The following is a 17,992-nucleotide window of genomic DNA, read 5'->3' as shown; positions in this document are numbered from 1 at the left end:
TTGCCAGCAGGCCGAACTTTATTTCTTATGAAGTGACGAATGTTTCTCCCAGTACCCTGAAGAAACTGCAAAGATTCGAGGTGCCGGTGCTGGGGTGGACGGTGAGAGAGCCTTCCGTCTACGAGAAAGCCAAGGACCTGGTGGACAATTTAATTGTGGAAGCCTCCGCTTTGTAGTCCCGGCCGGTTGGAAAGCTCGTTCCTCTGCAAGGATTAATTTTCGAAGGGATTGTCTAAAGCCGTAACACAGGAACCGGAGCCCGGCCGGGCTCCGGCAAGTGGTTTGACAGGTTCTTTTTTTGCCCCCGTCCTGTTTCCGGGCCGGTTGAGGGAAGAACGCGGTCTTAACCTGATCGATTGTCTTGCAATCTAATAATGCTGATGTCACCGGCGGTAATTGGGTACTTGAAAGGATTGATAGTCTGATTGATCAACTCCAGGAGATTATCTTTGGCCAGGTAAACATAATTATGACCCTGGTAGTTGCCGAAGCCGGCGATAGGTAATGTGGCGACGGTAATATCCGTTTCCGCGTCCAGATCCATGACTTTCCGGGCGAACCATTGCAGGTCGCGGAAGGATAAATCGGTTTCCACCCGTTCCGCGAAGATGCTCACCAGCTGGGGAAGCTTGGGAACATTCGCCACGGTCAAGAGCTGGTCCGCCAAAGCCAGCAAAAAGCGTTGCTGGGTCTCTATGCGACCGATGTCGGCGTTGGGATAACCCCGGAATCTTACGAGCTGTAGAGCTTTATCCCCGTCAAGCCGCTGATGTCCCTGCTTGAGGTCTATATTTAGCCTCGGATCCTGGTCTTTTTTCTTCATATCTTGGGGCACATAGAATTCCACCCCGCCGATGGCATCGACCAGTTCTTTGAACGCCTCTAGGCTCACTATGACATAATAATTATGTCGAAAATTATCCCCATCCTGCCCGGGTGGAAATCACTGGAATCATGCTTTTTTCGGTCTTTTATTTTAGGGAGTTAACATAATCGGTAATTAGCTGCAGGTACCGGAAATAGTATGTCAAGGTTTTCTTAATAGAGGCATATACTATCCGGTCATCTAGTTTTTGATACTCATGCACGATGACATTGCGCAAGCCGGTAGAAGGAGCGATTTCCAAGGCAAAATCCATGGGAATTACTCCTGCTTCCGCCAGTTCGACAAAAGAGGAAAAGTAATCCGGAGTAGGGCCTTTGCCTAAACTTTTCAATAGCATATTATTAATGTCAGTGGCAACCTCAACCATCAACTGGATCAGTCGTTCCACCGCTCGCTTATACAGGTAGTTTTGCGAGTACTCTTCCCAGGTAATTCCCTCGAGAGTTTTGAGCTCTTTGTAATACTGCAAAAGCGCAGCGAGTTTTTCCTGCAACACTTCCCATTCAATCTTGCTCATGGGCCAGTTCCTCCAGTTGTTGGGCTAGGAAAGCCTGTCTTTCCCGGCGGAATTTGGCGGTATCGTAATAATACCGGAAGCAGTAGAGGCTGTATCTTAGAAAATCACCTTCTTGTTCTTCGTAAAGAAGGCGACCTTGGGTGGCAATCTGGTATTTCAGCAAGCCGGAGGCTTTCCGCAGGTCCACCAAATCAATTTTGCTGTAGCCAAAATAGCGGGAAAAGGCAGCCAACAAAGCTAGGTATTGCTGCTCCGTCAGCGGCGTGTGGCTGAGCAGCGCCAGGTCAATGTCGCTGTCACCAGCCTTAAAGTGTTCCGTGCCGTAACTGCCGAACAGCACTATTAATTTTAGCCCATATTGCCTGGCAATTTCCTGCATGATAATTCCCCCGCCGGAAGTAATGCCTGTATGGCTGAATCCATTGTAGCACAAATCACGGCCTGTCGAAACCGTCTCCCGCCCGGAGGAGGGAAGTAATAAAGACAAGAATTTCCTCATGGCAGTTGTGAAAAAAGGAAAGATCGAGTAAATTGATGACTAAGAGAGTAATCGAGGGGAGGCGATCCGATGAGTTTCTGCTGGGCGACTGTTACCGTGAAAGACTTGGAAGAATCCCTACGTTTCTACCAGGAGATCGTGGGCTTAACACTGGACCGGAGATTTCAGGCGGGGCCGGGCCTGGAAATTGCTTTTCTCGGGGACGGGGAAACAAAAGTGGAGTTAATTGCCAACCGGGAGGTGAAAGAGGTCAACATCGGTCCTTATATCTCCCTGGGCTTTAAAGTGGATTCCCTGGATGACAAAATGGCCTTTGTCCGGGAAAGGGGCATCCCTATTCACAGCGGCCCCTTCCAGCCTAACCCGCACACGCGCTTCTTCTTTATCCAGGATCCCAACGGGTTGAGAATCCAGTTTGTGGAGGTAAAATAGAGCGACCGGCCGGCTGCCGGTCGCTTCTGTCGTTATTGGTTCATGCCCGTGTAGATTAAGACGGCGTCCCGCAAGAAAGCGGCCGTACCGGGCTGTTTTTCGTCATAGTAAGCCCTGAAACGCTCGTCATCCACATACATCTGGACCAACCCGGCATGGGCTTCTTTGCTGTAGTTGTCCCAGAAGAAACACAGCCACTGCCGGTGCAAGTCCGCGGCTTTTTGTGCCTGCTCCCCGGCTGGGTCCCCGGCTTGGAAAGCGGCGGCCAGGGTTTCCTTGAATTCGAGCTCCAACTGCATCAGCCGTTGGTATTGTTCCTGGGTCATGCCCAGCACCTTGGCATTGGACGCATCTACCGTGGCATCGCCGTACTTGTCCCGGGCTTCCCGGCCGTATTTCGCCTCGTTTTCCTCTACCAGTCTGCGTTTGAAGCCTTCAAACTTCTCCTTGTCAGCCATGACGATCCTCCCTTCCTTCGCGGCCAGGGTCTTTTCCACATTGGCGATGAGCAGGTCAAGCCGCTGTCTTTTTGCCAGCAGCTGCCGGCGGTGCTCCCGCAAGGCGGCCACCTCATCAAAATCCGGCTTCGTTAGGATCTCCTTGATACAGGCCAAGCTGACCCCCAGTTCCCGGTAGAACAGGATTTGCTGCAGCCGGTCCACCTCCCTGAGGCGGTAGATCCGGTAGCCTGCCGGGCTGATCCGGGCCGGCTTGAGGAGCCCGATTTCATCGTAATAGCGGATGGTCCTGGGGCTTACGCCGGCCAGTACGCTCAACTGCTGCACGGTATATTCCAATGTGCTCACCCCCTGACAACCACCACTTTACACCTTGACGTAACGGGAAGGTCAATAGTCTAGTTTGTACCCGGCCTCAAAAAATATAGCTGAGGGGCATGACGCAGATGCCGACGAAGGTGGCGATCAAGGCGAGGCGGTTAAAACCGTACTGCCGGGAGGAAGGAATCAGTTCTTCGATGGCAATATACAGCATGATACCGGCCACCACGGCGAAAATGGCCCCCAGCAAGAAATCATTGATAAAAGGACGTAAGACCAGGAACGCCAGCAAAGCGCCCACCGGCTCCGCCACGCCCGTAAAAAAAGTGTACTTAAGAGCTTCTTTCTTGTTGCCGGTGGCAAAGTAGATGGGCATGGCTACAGCGATGCCTTCCGGGATATTGTGCATGGTAATGGCTATTGCCACGGACACGCCTAGGGTCAGGTCGCTGACTCCGGCCATGAACACGGCGATGCCCTCCGGGAAGTTATGTAAGCCGACGGCCAGCATGGAGATAAAGCCGATGCGGAATAGGTTCTGGTGGGGCTTGTCGTGGCTTTCTTCATCGAATTCTTCATGGGGTACAAAGTAGTCCAGGCCGGCGGCCACCAGGATACCCACTATCAAGAAACCGATCATAAACAACACGCCGCGGGTTTCCCCTTGCGCCGCGCTCAAAAACTGCCTGGCTTCCGGCAAAAGGTCTGAAAAAGAAACGCTCAGCATTACTCCTGCCGCAAAAGCCAGTGAAAAAGTCAGCAGCTTCTCGCTTTTACCCCTGGTGACAAAGATGATCAGAGCGCCGAGTAACGTGGCCATCCCGGCCAGGACGGAGATGCTCAGGGACGTTAAAGCTTGCTCATTTCCCATTTACCACTTCCCCCTTTCTTAAAACAACATTCGCCAACCTCCGGTAATGAACTTGATGGAGAACAACATGATAAAGGTACCGAGGCCCAGGATGACCCAGCGGTAGACGGTGTCATTCATCAGTTTCTTGCCCCGGGCAAAAGCCGCGGCGACGGCGGCGTACCAGGTGAAATCCGACATGATATGTCCGATGAAAAACGCCAGTACTCCCGTAAGGCCCAGGACGTAGGCTTGCCGCACCGATTCCATGCCCGTGGAAGCCCACCAGAGAATAAAATACGGGTTGGTAGCACTGACGATGATGCCGCTTAGAATCAGGTTGTGGGAAATCTTCCTCCCACCGGTTGTATTCTCCAGGGACACCGTTTTGGTAAGGCTGGATTTGATCATGTCGTATCCCATCCAGGCCAGAAAACTGCCCCCAAGCAGCCCGATGATGCCCGCTACCGATGAATTGGCAAAAAAGTCCTTGAGACCCAAGACCATGGCCAAAACCAGCACCAGTTCCAGTAAGCCGTGCCCCAGGACGATCAAAGGGCCGGCTATAAATCCCCGTTTCAGGCTCCCTTCAATGGTGACGCCCAGCAAAGGGCCCGGCATCATGGCCCCGGAAAACCCGATTAAAAACGCGCTGACCAGTATCCCCGACAGGGTCAATGATTTCTCCCCTCCTCCATGACGGCCCAATTCTAATGATAATTAATAATATCATTTTGCCGGTGATAATTCTACTGCCCTGGTATGGAACTATCCCAGTATTTGGACAGGGATAGGAGACAGGAGGAGCTGTTGCGGGCTTAAAACACCGGGGCACAGGGTAACGGTTTCCCTGTGCCCCGGTGTGGGGTGCTCTAATACCAGTAGCTTGGATACCGGCGTCCTTGAGACAGGTTATTCACTAACAGGGCAATGGCAATTAAACAAAAGGCCCCTATTCCTACGGGAGACAATATAAACCCGTAGTCTTGACCGCTGTAAACAGCCACAAATGCCGTGGCCCCGCCGGGGGGATGCAGGGTATTGGTGACAGCCATGGCCACAATGGCTAAAGTAACACCGAGAGCCAGGGCCCACCAGCCGTTCCCAAAGATTTGATACACGGTAACGCCGGCACAGGCGGATAACAAGTGGCCGCCGATAACATGCCTGGGTTGTGCCATGGGTACGTGGCAAGCGCCGTACAAGAGTACCGCCGACGCACCGAAGGAGGGCAGAAGCAGCTTGTTATCATATAATTCTGATAATATGCCCACTAAACCAATGCCGAGAAAACTGCCCAGGGCCGATATGATAATTTCCCCGGCCGGTAACCGGGGTAAGCTGGTGCACCGGCCTCCCCGCATCTTGCAGATGTATGCCCACACTTTTTGCTTGACCGGTTTAATACTCGCCTTTTCCATCCCGGCCCCACCTCCAGTTACCACCATACTAGAGGGGACAAAGGGACCGCTGTGACCTGGATCACAGAAATCTTCCCGCTCTGACATGTTAATAAAATGTTAAAGATTTCTCATGTTTTTGTTAATTGGATCGAGGCAAAGTTTTTCTTAATATAAGCTTAACCGGTATCGCCGCGCAAATGAAATTAAGCACAAGCCGGACTAACGAGGAAAGGGGGGGAAGCATGAAGCCGACCGGAGTGGAGCGGGTACCACCCGGCGCCGGTGAAGGAGTGACCAAAAAGCCGGTGGGGCTGACCAAGATCGTGGCTCTTTTAGTGGCACTGTGTTTTATCGGTTTACTGGGAGTCCAAGGGGTGAATAGTGCTACGAAAGAACCGAGCTTTTGCGTCAGCTGCCACGTGATGGAACCGGTTTACGGCACCTGGAGCCATTCATCGCACCGGGAAGTGGCCGGCTGTAATGACTGCCATACCGATCAAACCAACTACTTTACCTACACTTACAGCAAAATGATCGCCGGGGTCCAGCATCTTTATCATAATACGGTGGGGAGTATCCCGGAACCGATCCGGATTGCCCGCAGCAATACGGAGATGGTGCAGGACAACTGTATCAGGTGTCACGAGGACGTGGTGCGCAACCTGAACCTGGACCCTGAACGGCGTTGCTTTGACTGTCATCGTTACACACCGCATGGTAATTTCCGTTAAGAAAGCGCGAAAGGAAGGGACAAGCTGTGAGAAAGCATGTAATATTTATTGGGCTGGTGATCCTAGTAATCACCGGTTTCATAGCCGTTGGTTGCGGCTCTGATACCAAGCAGCCTGTAGCTTTTAGAGCCGATATTCCCCCGGGTACTTTGGCGGCGGAAGAATTCGCCAAGTACTACCCGAAACAGTACGACACTTACATGAAAAATGCGGAAATGTCCAACGGGCCCAGCAAATACGGCGGTTCTGAGGAATATGACAACCTGACCCAGTGGCCGTTCCTGAAGGAGATTTTCGCCGGTTACGGTTTCGCTATTGAGTACAATGAAGACCGGGGCCACGTCTACAGTGTGGAAGACGTGAAAAAGATTAAACGGATCAATGATAAGAGTATTGCCTCCTGCTGGACTTGTAAGAGCGCCAATGTTCCCGGTCTCGTGGCCGAAATGGGCGATGATTTTTACGGTACCAACTTCCATGCCCTGACCGATAAGATCACGGACCCCATCACCTGCGCCAACTGCCACGACCCGCAGACCATGAAGCTGGTGATTACCCAGCCCCCGTTGCGCAATGCTTTAACGCGCCTGGGTAAAGATCCCGATAACTTAACTACCCAGGAACTGCGCACCCTGGTTTGTGCCCAGTGCCACGTGGAATACTATTTTGCCGGGGATAAGAAAGTGGTAACTTTCCCCTGGGATAAAGGATTTACCCCCGATGACATCCTGGCCTACTATGAAGAACTGGGCTTCTCCGACTGGGAGCACCCGAAAGCCGGGGTGGGCGAAATTAAGGTCCAGCACCCGGAATTTGAAACCTTTATCGGCAGCGTTCACTACGAAGCGGGCTTGTCCTGCGCCGACTGCCATATGCCTTATATGATGGTGGGCGGGGAGAAGATTTCTTCCCACTGGTGGACCAGCCCCTTAAAGCATATTAATGAGAGCTGCATGACCTGCCACCGGGAAGATGCGGAATGGCTGAAAGAACGGGTCTTCTACACCCAGGATAAGGTAGCCGATACCATGGCCCGGGTGGGTACCGTGAATGTGGAGGCCATTGAAGCCATTGCCGCCGCGGCAGCCGCCGGCGCCAATCAGGACCTGCTGAATGAAGCCCGTCAACTGCAGCGCAAGGCCCAGTTCTACCTGGATTGGGTCGGAGCCGAAAACTCCATGGGCTTCCACAATCCCCAGTTAACCTTTGACGCCCTGAGCAAATCCATGGATTACGCCTACCAGGCCATCAACAAGGCCGCGGAAGCCAGAACCGGGGTGGCCGGTCCCAAGTGGGATGTGGCAATTCCCAAGTATAACAGCGAAGCCATCAAGCTCATGCAAGCCCACGAAACTCAATAGGCCCTCCTCGATATACCCCCTGCTGCCCCGGTTCCGGGCGGCAGGGGGATTTTATTTCCCAGAAATTTTTATTTTACAAAGGGGAGGGAAAACAGCCATCATATAGTATATAATAGTCCATATAGTATGTCACATTTGCGAAAGGTGGTGACGTATATACAATTAAGTGACCGGCAACGGCAGATCGTGGAGATTGTCAAGAGCAAAGGTCCGATTACCGGTGAGCAAATCGCCAGGCAATTGAACTTGACGAGAGCAACCCTCAGGCCTGACCTGGCTATCCTGACCATGTCGGGCATTTTGGAAGCAAGGCCCAGGGTGGGCTATTTTTATAGCGGTAAGCCGGGGGAGACCCTCATTGCCGATACAGTGCGCCGCATGCTGGTAAAAGATGTAAAATCGGTACCTGTTGTGGTACGGGATAAGACTTCCGCCTATGATTGTATTGTGACCATGTTTACCGAGGATGTGGGTACCCTGTTTGTGGTCAGCGACGGCGGGGTACTCCTGGGAGTAGTGTCACGGAAAGATTTGCTGCGGAGTGCTGTGGGGCAAGGAGATCTACATAAAATACCCGTGGGGATGCTCATGACCAGGATGCCCAATATCATCACGACCCGCAATGAGGAGACCGTTTACGAGGCCGCGCGCAAGATGATCGAACACGAAGTGGACGCTTTGCCTGTGGTGCGGCCGAAGGAAGGAAGAGCGGAACAATTGGAAGTGATCGGCCGGCTGACGAAAACTAATATTACGCGGCTGTTTGTGGAATTAGGGGAAGGCAGTTATTAAAAGGAGGGAAAGCTTATTTCCGATCAAACCAAGGTCATGGTTTACGTTGTCTCCGATGCCATCGGGGAGACCGCCGAATTTGTGGTGCGAGCCGCTGCCAGCCAGTTTTTTCATACGGAAATGGATATCATCCGGGTACCCTATGTCAACGACCCGGATCATATCAGGGAACTGGTGGAAGAGGCCGCCCAGTTTAGAAGCCTGATCGCCTATACACTGGTGGTAGATGAACTAAGGCAGGAAATGATTCGCCAGGCGGAAGAATTCGGCATTCCAACCATAGATATTCTAGGGCCCATGTTGGAGATCATGGCGCGGGTGGCCGGGGAAAAACCGGCGATGAAAGCGGGCTTGCTCCGGAAACTGGATGAGGAGTATTTCCGTAAAGTAGAAGCGGTAGAATTTGCCGTGAAATACGATGACGGCAAAGATCCGAGAGGTATCTTAAGGGCCGATATCGTGCTCATCGGCGTGTCCAGGACGTCGAAAACACCGGTATGCATGTACCTGGCCCACAAAAAAGTAAAAGCGGCTAATGTACCCTTGGTACCGGAAGTAAACCCTCCGGAAGAATTGTTTAAATTACCGCGCCACCGGGTGGTGGGACTGACCATCAGCCCGCACCTGTTAAACGAGATTCGCCTCCAAAGGCTGAAGACGCTGGGGCTGACGGCTGATGCCGACTATGCCAACATGAAACGCATCCTGGCGGAATTGGAGTACGCAGAAAGCATCATGAAAAAGATCGGCTGCCCCATCATAGACGTAACCAACAAAGCGGTGGAAGAGACAGCCAGCAAAGTACTGGAAATCTATTACAGGGGGGAACGATATGGCAAGTAAGACCTATATCTATCTATTCACGGAAGGAAGAGGGAAAGGCAAAGAACTCTTAGGAGGCAAAGGAGCCAACTTGGCGGAAATGACCAGCATCGGGCTCCCTGTACCCCCGGGTTTGACCATCACGACGGAGGCGTGCAAGGAATACTTGGCCGGCGACGGCCGGTTCCCCGACGGGCTGGAAGAAGAATTGAAAGTCAAAATGCGGGAATTAGAAAAAGTGGCAGGCAAGGTGTTTGGGGATGCGGCCAATCCTTTGCTGGTGTCCGTGCGCTCCGGCGCCCCTATTTCCATGCCGGGCATGATGGATACCATTCTCAACTTGGGGTTAAACGATGAAACCGTGCAAGGGTTAATTAAGGGCACCGGCGATGAACGGTTTGCTTTGGACTGCTACCGCCGTTTCATTCAAATGTTCAGTGACGTGGTGCTGGGCATTGAGCATTACGAGTTTGAGAACGTGCTGGAAGCCGTTAAGAAAAGAAAAAGGCTGCAGTTCGACCACCAGATCCCGCCGGAAGACTTGAGAACCATTATTGAGGAGTACAAGAAAATCGTCCGGGAAAAGACGAAAAAAGAATTTCCCCAATCGCCTTTTGAACAGCTCATCATGGCGGTCAAGGCCGTTTTCAGTTCATGGAACAACCAGCGAGCCATCGTTTACCGCAAGATCAACAAGATTCCCGATGACCTGGGCACGGCGGTCAACGTCCAGACCATGGTGTTCGGCAACATGGGTGACGATTCCGGCACCGGCGTGGCCTTCACCAGGAACCCCTCCACCGGGGAGAAAGCCGTTTACGGTGAGTTCTTGATCAACGCCCAAGGGGAGGACGTGGTGGCCGGTATCAGGACGCCGGAGCCCATTAGCCGGCTGGCGGATAAAATGCCCGCCGTTTACCGGGAATTCGCACGGATCTGCGAACTGCTGGAAAACCATTACCGGGACATGCAGGACATCGAGTTTACCGTGGAAAAAGGCCGTTTATACATCTTGCAGACCCGGTCCGGCAAAAGAACCACGGCGGCGGCGATTCGCATTGCCGTCGACATGGTGAAGGAAGGCCTGATCAGCAGGGAAGAAGCAATTCTGAGGGTGCCGCCCTCCCAATTGGACCAACTGCTGCACCGCCGGATTGATCCCGACGCACCGGTGGATGTCATCGCCAAGGGACTGCCTGCATCCCCGGGAGCCGCTTCCGGTGCCGTCGTGTTCGATGCCGATGAGGCGGAAGCTTTAGGGCAGCAAGGGGAGAAAGTGATTCTCGTGCGGACGGAGACAACCCCCGACGACATTCATGGCATTGTCATGGCCCAGGGTGTGCTCACCTCCCGGGGTGGGATGACCAGCCACGCCGCCGTGGTGGCCAGGGGGATGGGTAAACCCTGTGTGTGCGGCTGCGAAGCCATCAAGATCGATTACCAGGCGGAGCAATTCACCGTGGGAGACCGGGTCTTCAAGAAGGGGGACCTCATCTCCATTGACGGTGCTACGGGACGGGTGATAGCCGGCGAGATCAAGATGATCGATCCCCAGCTGAGCGACGAGTTCAGCACTTTGCTGGCCTGGGCCGATGAAATCAAATACCTGGGCGTGCGGGCCAATGCCGATACCCCGCAGGACGCGGCTAAAGCCCGGGAATTCGGCGCGCAAGGGATCGGGCTCTGCCGTACGGAACACATGTTCATGGCCCAGGAACGGCTGCCTGTGGTGCAGGAGATGATCTTTGCCGAGACCAAGGAAGAAAGGGAAGCGGCTCTAGCCAAGCTCTTGCCCATGCAGGAAGAGGATTTCTACGGCATCCTTAAAGCTATGGAAGGGCTGCCGGTTTGTATCCGCCTGTTAGATCCGCCTTTGCATGAGTTCCTGCCCCATGCGGAGGAATTATTGGTGGAAATCACCGAGCTGAGACTGACCGGTAAGGATCCCGGTGAACTGGCCGCCAAGGAAAAACTGCTGGCTAAAGTACGGAATCTCTCCGAGTTTAACCCCATGCTGGGGCACCGGGGCTGCCGCCTGGGCATCAGCTTCCCGGAAGTTTACCGGATGCAGGCCAGGGCCATTTTCAATGCGGTGGTGCGCTTGGTGAAGGAAGGATACAAAGTCCTGCCGGAAGTGGAAATCCCGCTGGTGGGCAACGTCAAGGAACTGGCCATTTTAAGAGAGCACGTCATCGAAGTGGCACGGGAAGTCCAGCGGGAAACCGGTGTGGAATTTGAATACACCGTCGGGACCATGATCGAGGTCCCCAGGGCCTGCCTGACGGCCGATGCCATCGCCGGGGAAGCTGAATTCTTCTCCTTCGGTACCAATGACTTGACTCAAACAACCTTTGGTTTCAGCCGGGATGACGCCGAAGGTAAATTCCTGCACCAGTATATTGATGCCGGCATTCTCCCGGACAATCCTTTCGCGGTGCTGGACCGGGAAGGCGTGGGAGAATTGATGCGGCTGGCCGTGACCAAGGGACGCCGGGTGAAGCCGGACCTCCTCATCGGCATCTGCGGCGAACACGGGGGAGACCCCAGCTCCATTGAGTTCTGCCATGAGATTGGCTTAGATTTTGTCAGCTGTTCTCCTTACCGGGTGCCCATTGCCCGCTTGGCTGCCGCTCAGGCCCAGATCAAGCAGCCCCGGCCGGTGAAATAAGATAGGGGAAGATCAGGGTATTGTTTTCCCGCTCCCAGCGGGGAAATAATACCCTTTTTACTTGGTTTGTACCGGTATTTGGAACAACTGGACAACGTGATAAGTGGTACTTAATGATCGGTAATATTTTGAAAGTTGCCTTAAAAATAAACACTTCCAGCAGGAAATACGTCGTTTGGGTAGAAGTATATTACTGTCAATAGGTGGACAAAGATTGGGTCTGCTATTTTATGATGAAGGGGTGATTGCGGAACCGATAGGTCTTAAGCTATGGTCCGGCTTTGCATTTGAAGTGGGAAGAGCTATCTAAGAGGGGAGGAAGATCAAATTGTTGCTCAAGAGTAAAAAAATCTCATTGATACTGTTAGTGCTTTTTGTCACGAGTATTATGTTGGCCGGTTGCGGCGGCGGGGGACAACAGCAGCAAAGTGAAGCACCCAGCACTCCTCCGGCTGAAACCTCAGAGCAACCTTCCGAAACAAAAGAGTGGAGCCCACCGGTTCGCAGTGACCGGGATCCTATTCCTAAGGAAGAGCTGAAAATCGGTGTGATCCTGATTCACGACGAGAACTCCGGCTACGACATGGCCCATATCGAGGGTATCCTGGGTGCCATCGAGCAGCTGGGTATCTCCAAAGACCAGGTGATTTTCAAGTATAACATTCCGGAAGACGAAACCGCTTACGATACCGCCGTTGACCTGGCAGAGCAAGGTTGCCACATCATTATCTCCAACAGCTACGGCCACCAGTCGCACATGATGGCTGCGGCGGCGGAATATCCCGACATTATCTTCGTGGCGTCCACCGGGGATACCGCTGCGCTGGAACCTGTGGATAACGTGGTCAACCTGTTCCCCTACACCTTCCAAAGCCGGTATGTGTCTGGCGTAGTAGCCGGCATGAAGCTTAAGCAGTTGATGGATGAAGGACTCGTCACCGATCCGTATGTCGGTTACGTCGGTGCCTACCCCTATGCGGAAGTGGTTTCCGGTTACACCGCCTTCTTCCTCGGCATCCGCAGCATCGTACCCGATGCTCATATGGACGTCCAGTACACCAACTCCTGGTATGATCCGGTCGCCGAGGCTGAGGCCGCCAACGCCCTGATGGCCAGAGGAGCTGTCATCATTGGGCAGCACGCTGACTCCACCGGCGCTCCTTCTGCGGTACAGGCGGCGCTGGATTCCGGTAAGACCGTCTACTGCGTAGGTTATAACATTGACATGCGTTCCGTGGCGCCCAAGGCAGCTTTGACTTCCGCTCAGAACAACTGGGCCGCCTTGTACGCTCAGGTCCTCGAAAAGATGATTACCGGTGAAGCTATGCCCGCCGATCTCTCCGGTGGCTACGAAATCGGTGCAGTTCAGATCTCCCCGCTGGGTGACAGCTGCGCTCCCGGTACCGCTGAAAAAGTAGCCGAGGTGGAAGAGGCCCTGAAGAACGGTACTATGCATGTCTTTGATACCGCCAACTACACCGTAAACGGTGAAAAAGTTACTTCCTTCCTGGCAATTGACCTCGACGGCGACTTTGTGGGCGATGTCGGTGAAGCTATCAGAGACGGGATCTTCTATGAATCCACCCTCCGCAGTGCGCCGTACTTCTCACTGCGCATCGACGGCATTAAAGAATTGAACTAGTTTCGATACGGAGGGGAGAGAAACAGGCAGTCTGCTTCTCTCCCTTTCCTCTTCCCTTAATAACCATATTTTTGAAAATACTTTAAACCTAACCTCACGGCCGGCTTTGCCTTTCTCACGGTCGTGGGAGTCAAGCCAAATAGAACAGAAAGGGTAATCACTCGTGGATACTATGAAAACAGTATGCATGGCTGTTCAAATGCGAGATATCACGAAGACTTTCGGCCCGGTCATTGCCAATAACAAGGTCTGCCTGGACATTCGCCCCGGAGAGATCCTGGCGTTGCTGGGCGAAAACGGCAGCGGCAAAACCACCCTCATGAACATGTTGTCCGGTATCTACATGCCGGATGATGGCTACATCTGCATAAACGGCGAGCGGGTCACCATCAACAGCCCCAGGGATGCTTATGAACTGGGAATTGGTATGGTGCACCAGCACTTTAAGCTGGTAGATGTGTTGACCGCGGCGGAAAATATTGTACTTGGCTTGAATGAACACAGGTTGATTGACTTGAAGAATGTGCGCAGCAAGGTGAAAGAGATATGTGACCGCTATGGTTTCCATGTGGAACCGGATAAAAAGGTTTATGACATGTCCGTTTCGGAAAAGCAGCAGCTGGAGATCGTGAAGATTCTTTACCGGGGTGCTGATGTTCTGATTCTTGATGAACCGACGGCTGTGCTGACGCCGCAGGAGACGGAAAAGCTCTTTGCGGTGATGCGGAATATGAAAGCCGACGGCAAAGCCCTCGTGATCATTACCCATAAACTCCATGAGGTGATGGAGATTTCCGACCGGGTGGCTGTTTTGCGCCGGGGCGAGTTAGTGGGCGAAACTGCCACCAAGGATACCAATCCCCAGAAGCTGACGGAAATGATGGTGGGGCGTGCCGTATCTCTTAATATTGAAAGGCCGGAGCCGAAAAATCCGGTGGAGCGCCTTGTGGTGCGCAATTTAACCGTTATCGATAAAGACGGCGTCAAGCGCCTGGATAATGTCTCCTTTACTGCCTATGGTGGGGAAATCTTGGGAGTGGCCGGCATTACCGGCAGCGGCCAGCGGGAACTGCTGGAAGCTATTGCGGGCCTGCAGCATGTGCAAGAGGGCGGCTCCATCCGCTTAATTAATCCCGACGGTCGGGAAGTGGAATTGGCCGGCAAGACTCCCATGGACATTTACAAACTGGGAGTGGGTTTGGCTTTCGTGCCTGAGGACCGCTTCGGGATGGGACTGGTGGCCAGTATGGACCTGACGGACAATGTGATGCTGCGGAGCTATAAGGAAGGGAAAACTCCTTTCCTGGACCGCAAGACCCCCAGGCAGCTGGCCCAAAGGATCGTGGAACAGCTGGAGGTTATTACGCCGGGCCTGAAGACTCCCATCCGGCGTCTTTCCGGCGGCAACGTGCAAAAGATGCTCGTGGGCCGGGAAATCGCCTCTAACCCCTCCTTGCTGATGACCGCTTACGCGGTGCGGGGCCTGGATGTGAGGACTACCCAGACCATTTACCGGTTGTTGAATGAGCAAAAGGAAAAAGGCACGGCAGTCATCTATGTGGGTGAAGACCTGGATGCCTTGCTGGAACTGTGTGACCGGATCCTGGTGCTCTGTGCCGGTAAAGTCAGCGGTATTGTGGATGCCCGCACCACCACGAAAGAAGAAGTCGGTCTAATGATGACCCACCTGAGTAAGGAGGCGACGGCATGAGTAAAGAGCATAAATACGCTGAACCCTTCATTCGCATTTCCAAACGCGGTGCGCCGTTGCCCGTGTGGCAGGCTATGGGCATCCGGGCCCTTGCCTTGGCGGCTGCCCTGGTGGTCTGCGCCATCATCATTTTCGCCATTGTGAAAATGAACCCCCTTAAGGTTTACGGGGCCATGTTTGAGGGTGCCTTCGGTACTAATAAGCGCATGTGGGTAACCATCCGGGATATGATGATGCTTCTCTGTATTGCTCTCGGGTTGGCACCGGCCTTTAAAATGCGCTTCTGGAACATCGGGGCGGAAGGCCAGATCCTGGTGGGGGGTATTGCTTCAGCTTTCATCATGATCAACATGAGCAAGACCCTTACCACGGCCCAGATGCTGCCCCTGATGTTTGTGCTGAGCCTTCTGGTAGGTGGTATTTGGTGCCTCATTCCCGGTTACTTCAAAGCGAAATGGGGTACCAATGAAACCTTGTTTACCTTGATGATGAACTATATTGCCATCCAGTTGACCGCCTATTTTGTGGCTCTTTGGGAAAACCCCATCGGTTCTAATACGGTAGGTGTCATCAACCCCAGGACCAAGATCGGCTGGTTCCCGGAAATGTTCGGCCAAGCTTATGCTTTAAACGTGATCCTGGTCCTCACGCTGACGGTGCTCATGTACCTCTACTTGCGCTATAGCAAGCAGGGATATGAAATAGCTGTGGTAGGTGAAAGTGAGAATACCGCCCGCTATGCCGCGATGAATGTGCCTAAGGTGATCATGCGCACTACTTTCCTTTCCGGCGCTATTTGCGGCCTGGCCGGGTTTTTGGCGGTAGCCGGCGCCAGTCATACCATTTCTACCAGCACTGCCGGCGGCCGGGGCTTTACCGCCATCATCGTAGCCTGGCTTGCCAAGTTTAATCCCTTTGTGATGATACTCTTCTCAGCCCTGTTGATCTTTTTGGATAAAGGTGCGATTGAAATCGCTTCCCGTTACAACTTGAACAACCACGTGTCCAATATGCTGGTGGGTATCATCCTCTTCTTCGTGATGGGTAGTGAGTTCTTCATTGACTATCAAGTCAAATTCAGGCGCGGCAAGCACAAGGAGGTACAGGCATGACACAACTAATCGCACTGTTGCAGGCCGGTATCATGTTCGGCACCGTGATTCTCTACGGGTCCACCGGTGAGACCCTGGCTGAGAAATCCGGTAACCTTAACCTCGGTGTGCCCGGCATCATGTACCTGGGCGGCATCATGGGACTCATGAGTGTCTTCTTCTATGAAATGAACAACCCGGAGCCCAACAAGCTGCTCTGTATCGTGATTGCCATGAGTGCGGCCTTTTTCTCCGCCATGCTGGGTGGGCTCATTTTCAGTGTGCTGACCATCTCTTTAAGAACCAATCAGATCGTTACCGGTTTGGCCCTGACCATTTTTTGCGGCGGTTTCGCCAACTTTTTCGGCGGTTCGTTGAACAAACTGGCCGGCGGTGTAGGCCAGATCTCCGTGGCCGCCACCAGTTCTGCTTTCCGGGCCAGTTTGCCCTTTGCCAAGGATTTGCCGCCGCTTTTTGGGATGCTCTTGGGTTTCGGTTTCATGGTGTACCTGGCGGTGGCCGTAGCCCTGTTTGTCAACTGGTTTATTAACCGCACCAGCGTGGGCCTGAACCTGCGGGCGGTGGGTGAAAACCCGGCTACCGCGGACGCCGCCGGTATTAACGTCACCCTGTACAAATACCTGGCCACCTGCATCGGGGCCGGCATCTCCGGTTTAGGCGGGCTCTTCTACGTGATGGATTATACGAAGGGCACCTGGGACGCCGACGGCGGTATTGAGCGCCTGGGGTGGCTGGCCGTGGCCCTGGTTATTTTTTCCAGTTGGAATTCCAAGAAAGGGATCTGGGGCGCCTATTTGTTCGGGATGCTGTTCTGGCTCTTCTTCTACATCCCGAACCTGACCAGGCGTTCTATGGAGCTCTTTAAGATGCTGCCTTACCTGGTCACCATTATCGTGCTGATTGCCGTCTCCTTGCGCCGCAAGCGGGAAAGTCAACCCCCTGCCGCGCTGGGTTTACCGTACTTCCGAGAGGAACGATGACAAGACAGGGCAGTACTGCACAACCCCGGTCAGGACTTGTTCCTGCTGGGGTTGTGTTTTAGTGTGCGTTATTTAAAGCGTCTGTTGATTTTGCTAACGGGTATTGGTATTTCCGGGGGGCCTGAAGGCTTGCTCCTATCCAGGATGCAGACGACGGGGGTCAATAACAGCATTATACAAAGAACAAAGCTAAGGAGGAGCATGTGTCGATGACTTCGCAAGCAAGGGCCTGGTTGGTGGTGGGCGCAGCCACGGGATTAAATGTGTTGACGGGGATCTTGTACATATGGAGCATTCTTAGTAATGCCATGATTACCGAGCTTAACTGGACGAGCAAGCAAGCATCCCTGCCCTATACGACGGCCACCATTTCCTTTGTGATTTTTATGATGGTTTTCGGCCGGCTGCAGGACACCAGGGGTCCGAGATTTACAGCCGTTGTTTCGGCCACCCTAATGGGGGTAGGCCTGGTCCTGTCCGGGTTGCTGCTGCATCCCCTGCTGCTCGTCATTACCTTTGGTATTATTGCCGGGGGAGGAATTGGGACCGGCAGTATTTCCACCATCCCCCCTGCGGTGAAATGGTTTCCGCCGGAGCGTCGAGGGCAGGTCACCGGCATCGTGGTTGCCGGGGTCGGTTTGTCCTCGGTTCTGTTTGCGCCCCTGGCGAATGCTTTGCTGCAGGCGGTAGGGATTGCCATGACTTTCGTTTACTGCGGCCTGGGCGTGCTGCTGGCGGGCTTATGCTGTGCATCCCAGCTTGGCAATCCGCCGGCGGGCTATCGGGGCGGCGGGCCGGGCGCAGGGC

19 protein-coding genes are annotated in these 17,992 nt (G+C 53.5%); 12 read left to right on the top strand and 7 right to left on the bottom strand.

Translation table 11 applies throughout. From position 1 onward, the window contains the following. Positions 1–32: 32 nt before the first annotated feature. Complete coding sequence (locus GXX34_11705) at positions 33–176, top strand: hypothetical protein (protein HHW08171.1); 144 nt, start codon at positions 33–35, stop codon at positions 174–176. 167 nt (positions 177–343) lie between these two features. Here GXX34_11705 and GXX34_11700 read toward each other — a convergent pair whose 3' ends face one another. The 3 genes from GXX34_11700 to GXX34_11690 form a co-directional block, all read right to left on the bottom strand. Continuing rightward, positions 344–892: an LCP family protein gene (locus tag GXX34_11700; GenBank protein HHW08170.1), complete on the bottom strand. Its 549-nt coding sequence runs from the start codon at positions 890–892 to the stop codon at positions 344–346. A gap of 79 nt (positions 893–971) precedes the next feature. Then, positions 972–1,403 carry a DUF86 domain-containing protein gene (locus GXX34_11695; GenBank protein ID HHW08169.1) on the bottom strand — a complete coding sequence of 144 codons (432 nt, stop codon included), beginning with the start codon at positions 1,401–1,403 and terminating at the stop codon, positions 972–974. Beyond that, positions 1,390–1,836, bottom strand: a complete 447-nt coding sequence (locus GXX34_11690; GenBank protein HHW08168.1) for a nucleotidyltransferase domain-containing protein — start codon at positions 1,834–1,836, stop codon at positions 1,390–1,392. The genes GXX34_11695 and GXX34_11690 overlap by 14 nt, the downstream gene beginning before the upstream one ends. 135 nt (positions 1,837–1,971) lie before the next feature. Between GXX34_11690 and GXX34_11685 the strand changes: the two genes are divergently transcribed. Then, positions 1,972–2,334, top strand: coding sequence for a VOC family protein (locus tag GXX34_11685; GenBank protein ID HHW08167.1), 363 nt, complete (start codon positions 1,972–1,974; stop codon positions 2,332–2,334). A gap of 32 nt (positions 2,335–2,366) precedes the next feature. Here the strand turns inward: GXX34_11685 and GXX34_11680 are convergent, their stop codons facing one another. The 4 genes from GXX34_11680 to GXX34_11665 all read right to left on the bottom strand — a co-directional run bounded on the left by GXX34_11680 (position 2,367) and on the right by GXX34_11665 (position 5,384). Next, on the bottom strand, positions 2,367–3,131 hold the full coding sequence (locus GXX34_11680) for a MerR family transcriptional regulator (GenBank protein ID HHW08166.1): 765 nt from the start codon (positions 3,129–3,131) through the stop codon (positions 2,367–2,369). A gap of 76 nt (positions 3,132–3,207) precedes the next feature. Next, positions 3,208–3,984 (bottom strand): zinc transporter ZupT, encoded by a 777-nt coding sequence (gene zupT / locus GXX34_11675; GenBank protein ID HHW08165.1) that lies wholly within the window; start codon positions 3,982–3,984, stop codon positions 3,208–3,210. Between the two features lie 18 nt (positions 3,985–4,002). Beyond that, positions 4,003–4,587, bottom strand: a complete 585-nt coding sequence (locus GXX34_11670) for a LysE family transporter (protein HHW08164.1) — start codon at positions 4,585–4,587, stop codon at positions 4,003–4,005. A gap of 248 nt (positions 4,588–4,835) precedes the next feature. Next, complete coding sequence (locus GXX34_11665) at positions 4,836–5,384, bottom strand: HPP family protein (GenBank protein ID HHW08163.1); 549 nt, start codon at positions 5,382–5,384, stop codon at positions 4,836–4,838. A gap of 224 nt (positions 5,385–5,608) precedes the next feature. Between GXX34_11665 and nrfH the strand changes: the two genes are divergently transcribed. The 10 genes from nrfH to GXX34_11615 form a co-directional block, all read left to right on the top strand. After that, positions 5,609–6,097, top strand: coding sequence for a cytochrome c nitrite reductase small subunit (gene nrfH / locus GXX34_11660; GenBank protein HHW08162.1), 489 nt, complete (start codon positions 5,609–5,611; stop codon positions 6,095–6,097). Positions 6,098–6,123: 26 nt separating this feature from the next. Further along, positions 6,124–7,458 (top strand): ammonia-forming cytochrome c nitrite reductase subunit c552, encoded by a 1,335-nt coding sequence (locus tag GXX34_11655; protein ID HHW08161.1) that lies wholly within the window; start codon positions 6,124–6,126, stop codon positions 7,456–7,458. 156 nt (positions 7,459–7,614) lie between these two features. After that, the gene (locus GXX34_11650; GenBank protein HHW08160.1) at positions 7,615–8,250 is read left to right on the top strand and encodes a helix-turn-helix transcriptional regulator; all 636 of its coding nucleotides are present in this window, start codon (positions 7,615–7,617) and stop codon (positions 8,248–8,250) included. A 36-nt stretch (positions 8,251–8,286) separates the two neighbouring features. Then, positions 8,287–9,093, top strand: coding sequence for a kinase/pyrophosphorylase (locus tag GXX34_11645; protein HHW08159.1), 807 nt, complete (start codon positions 8,287–8,289; stop codon positions 9,091–9,093). Then, entirely contained in the window at positions 9,083–11,740 is a 2,658-nt protein-coding gene (locus GXX34_11640) for a pyruvate, phosphate dikinase (GenBank protein ID HHW08158.1), read from the top strand. The genes GXX34_11645 and GXX34_11640 overlap by 11 nt, the downstream gene beginning before the upstream one ends. Positions 11,741–12,128: 388 nt before the next feature. Continuing rightward, positions 12,129–13,382 carry a BMP family ABC transporter substrate-binding protein gene (locus GXX34_11635; protein ID HHW08157.1) on the top strand — a complete coding sequence of 418 codons (1,254 nt, stop codon included), beginning with the start codon at positions 12,129–12,131 and terminating at the stop codon, positions 13,380–13,382. Between the two features lie 172 nt (positions 13,383–13,554). Next, positions 13,555–15,093: an ABC transporter ATP-binding protein gene (locus tag GXX34_11630; protein ID HHW08156.1), complete on the top strand. Its 1,539-nt coding sequence runs from the start codon at positions 13,555–13,557 to the stop codon at positions 15,091–15,093. Then, positions 15,090–16,205 (top strand): ABC transporter permease, encoded by a 1,116-nt coding sequence (locus GXX34_11625; GenBank protein ID HHW08155.1) that lies wholly within the window; start codon positions 15,090–15,092, stop codon positions 16,203–16,205. Before GXX34_11630 ends, GXX34_11625 begins: the two co-directional genes overlap by 4 nt. After that, complete coding sequence (locus GXX34_11620; protein ID HHW08154.1) at positions 16,202–17,185, top strand: ABC transporter permease; 984 nt, start codon at positions 16,202–16,204, stop codon at positions 17,183–17,185. Before GXX34_11625 ends, GXX34_11620 begins: the two co-directional genes overlap by 4 nt. Positions 17,186–17,394: 209 nt before the next feature. Then, the coding region (locus tag GXX34_11615) for an OFA family MFS transporter (protein ID HHW08153.1) at positions 17,395–17,992 on the top strand (598 nt) is incomplete at its 3' end.

The organism is Clostridia bacterium (assembly GCA_012840125.1).
Lineage (GTDB): Bacteria > Bacillota > DULZ01 > DULZ01 > DULZ01 > DULZ01.
The sequence above is the reverse complement of the archived record's forward strand: the minus strand, read 5'-3'. Positions and strand labels throughout refer to the sequence as shown.

Coding starts and splice junctions, on each gene's coding strand:
- GXX34_11695 (HHW08169.1), bottom strand. CDS start 1,403: ATGAGCAAGATTGAATGGGAAGTGTTGCAGGAAAAACTCGCTGCGCTT.
- GXX34_11685 (HHW08167.1), top strand. CDS start 1,972: ATGAGTTTCTGCTGGGCGACTGTTACCGTGAAAGACTTGGAAGAATCC.
- zupT (HHW08165.1), bottom strand. CDS start 3,984: ATGGGAAATGAGCAAGCTTTAACGTCCCTGAGCATCTCCGTCCTGGCC.
- GXX34_11670 (HHW08164.1), bottom strand. CDS start 4,587: ATGATGCCGGGCCCTTTGCTGGGCGTCACCATTGAAGGGAGCCTGAAA.
- GXX34_11665 (HHW08163.1), bottom strand. CDS start 5,384: ATGGAAAAGGCGAGTATTAAACCGGTCAAGCAAAAAGTGTGGGCATAC.
- nrfH (HHW08162.1), top strand. CDS start 5,609: ATGAAGCCGACCGGAGTGGAGCGGGTACCACCCGGCGCCGGTGAAGGA.
- GXX34_11645 (HHW08159.1), top strand. CDS start 8,287: ATGGTTTACGTTGTCTCCGATGCCATCGGGGAGACCGCCGAATTTGTG.
- GXX34_11640 (HHW08158.1), top strand. CDS start 9,083: ATGGCAAGTAAGACCTATATCTATCTATTCACGGAAGGAAGAGGGAAA.
- GXX34_11635 (HHW08157.1), top strand. CDS start 12,129: ATGTTGGCCGGTTGCGGCGGCGGGGGACAACAGCAGCAAAGTGAAGCA.
- GXX34_11630 (HHW08156.1), top strand. CDS start 13,555: ATGAAAACAGTATGCATGGCTGTTCAAATGCGAGATATCACGAAGACT.
- GXX34_11625 (HHW08155.1), top strand. CDS start 15,090: ATGAGTAAAGAGCATAAATACGCTGAACCCTTCATTCGCATTTCCAAA.
- GXX34_11620 (HHW08154.1), top strand. CDS start 16,202: ATGACACAACTAATCGCACTGTTGCAGGCCGGTATCATGTTCGGCACC.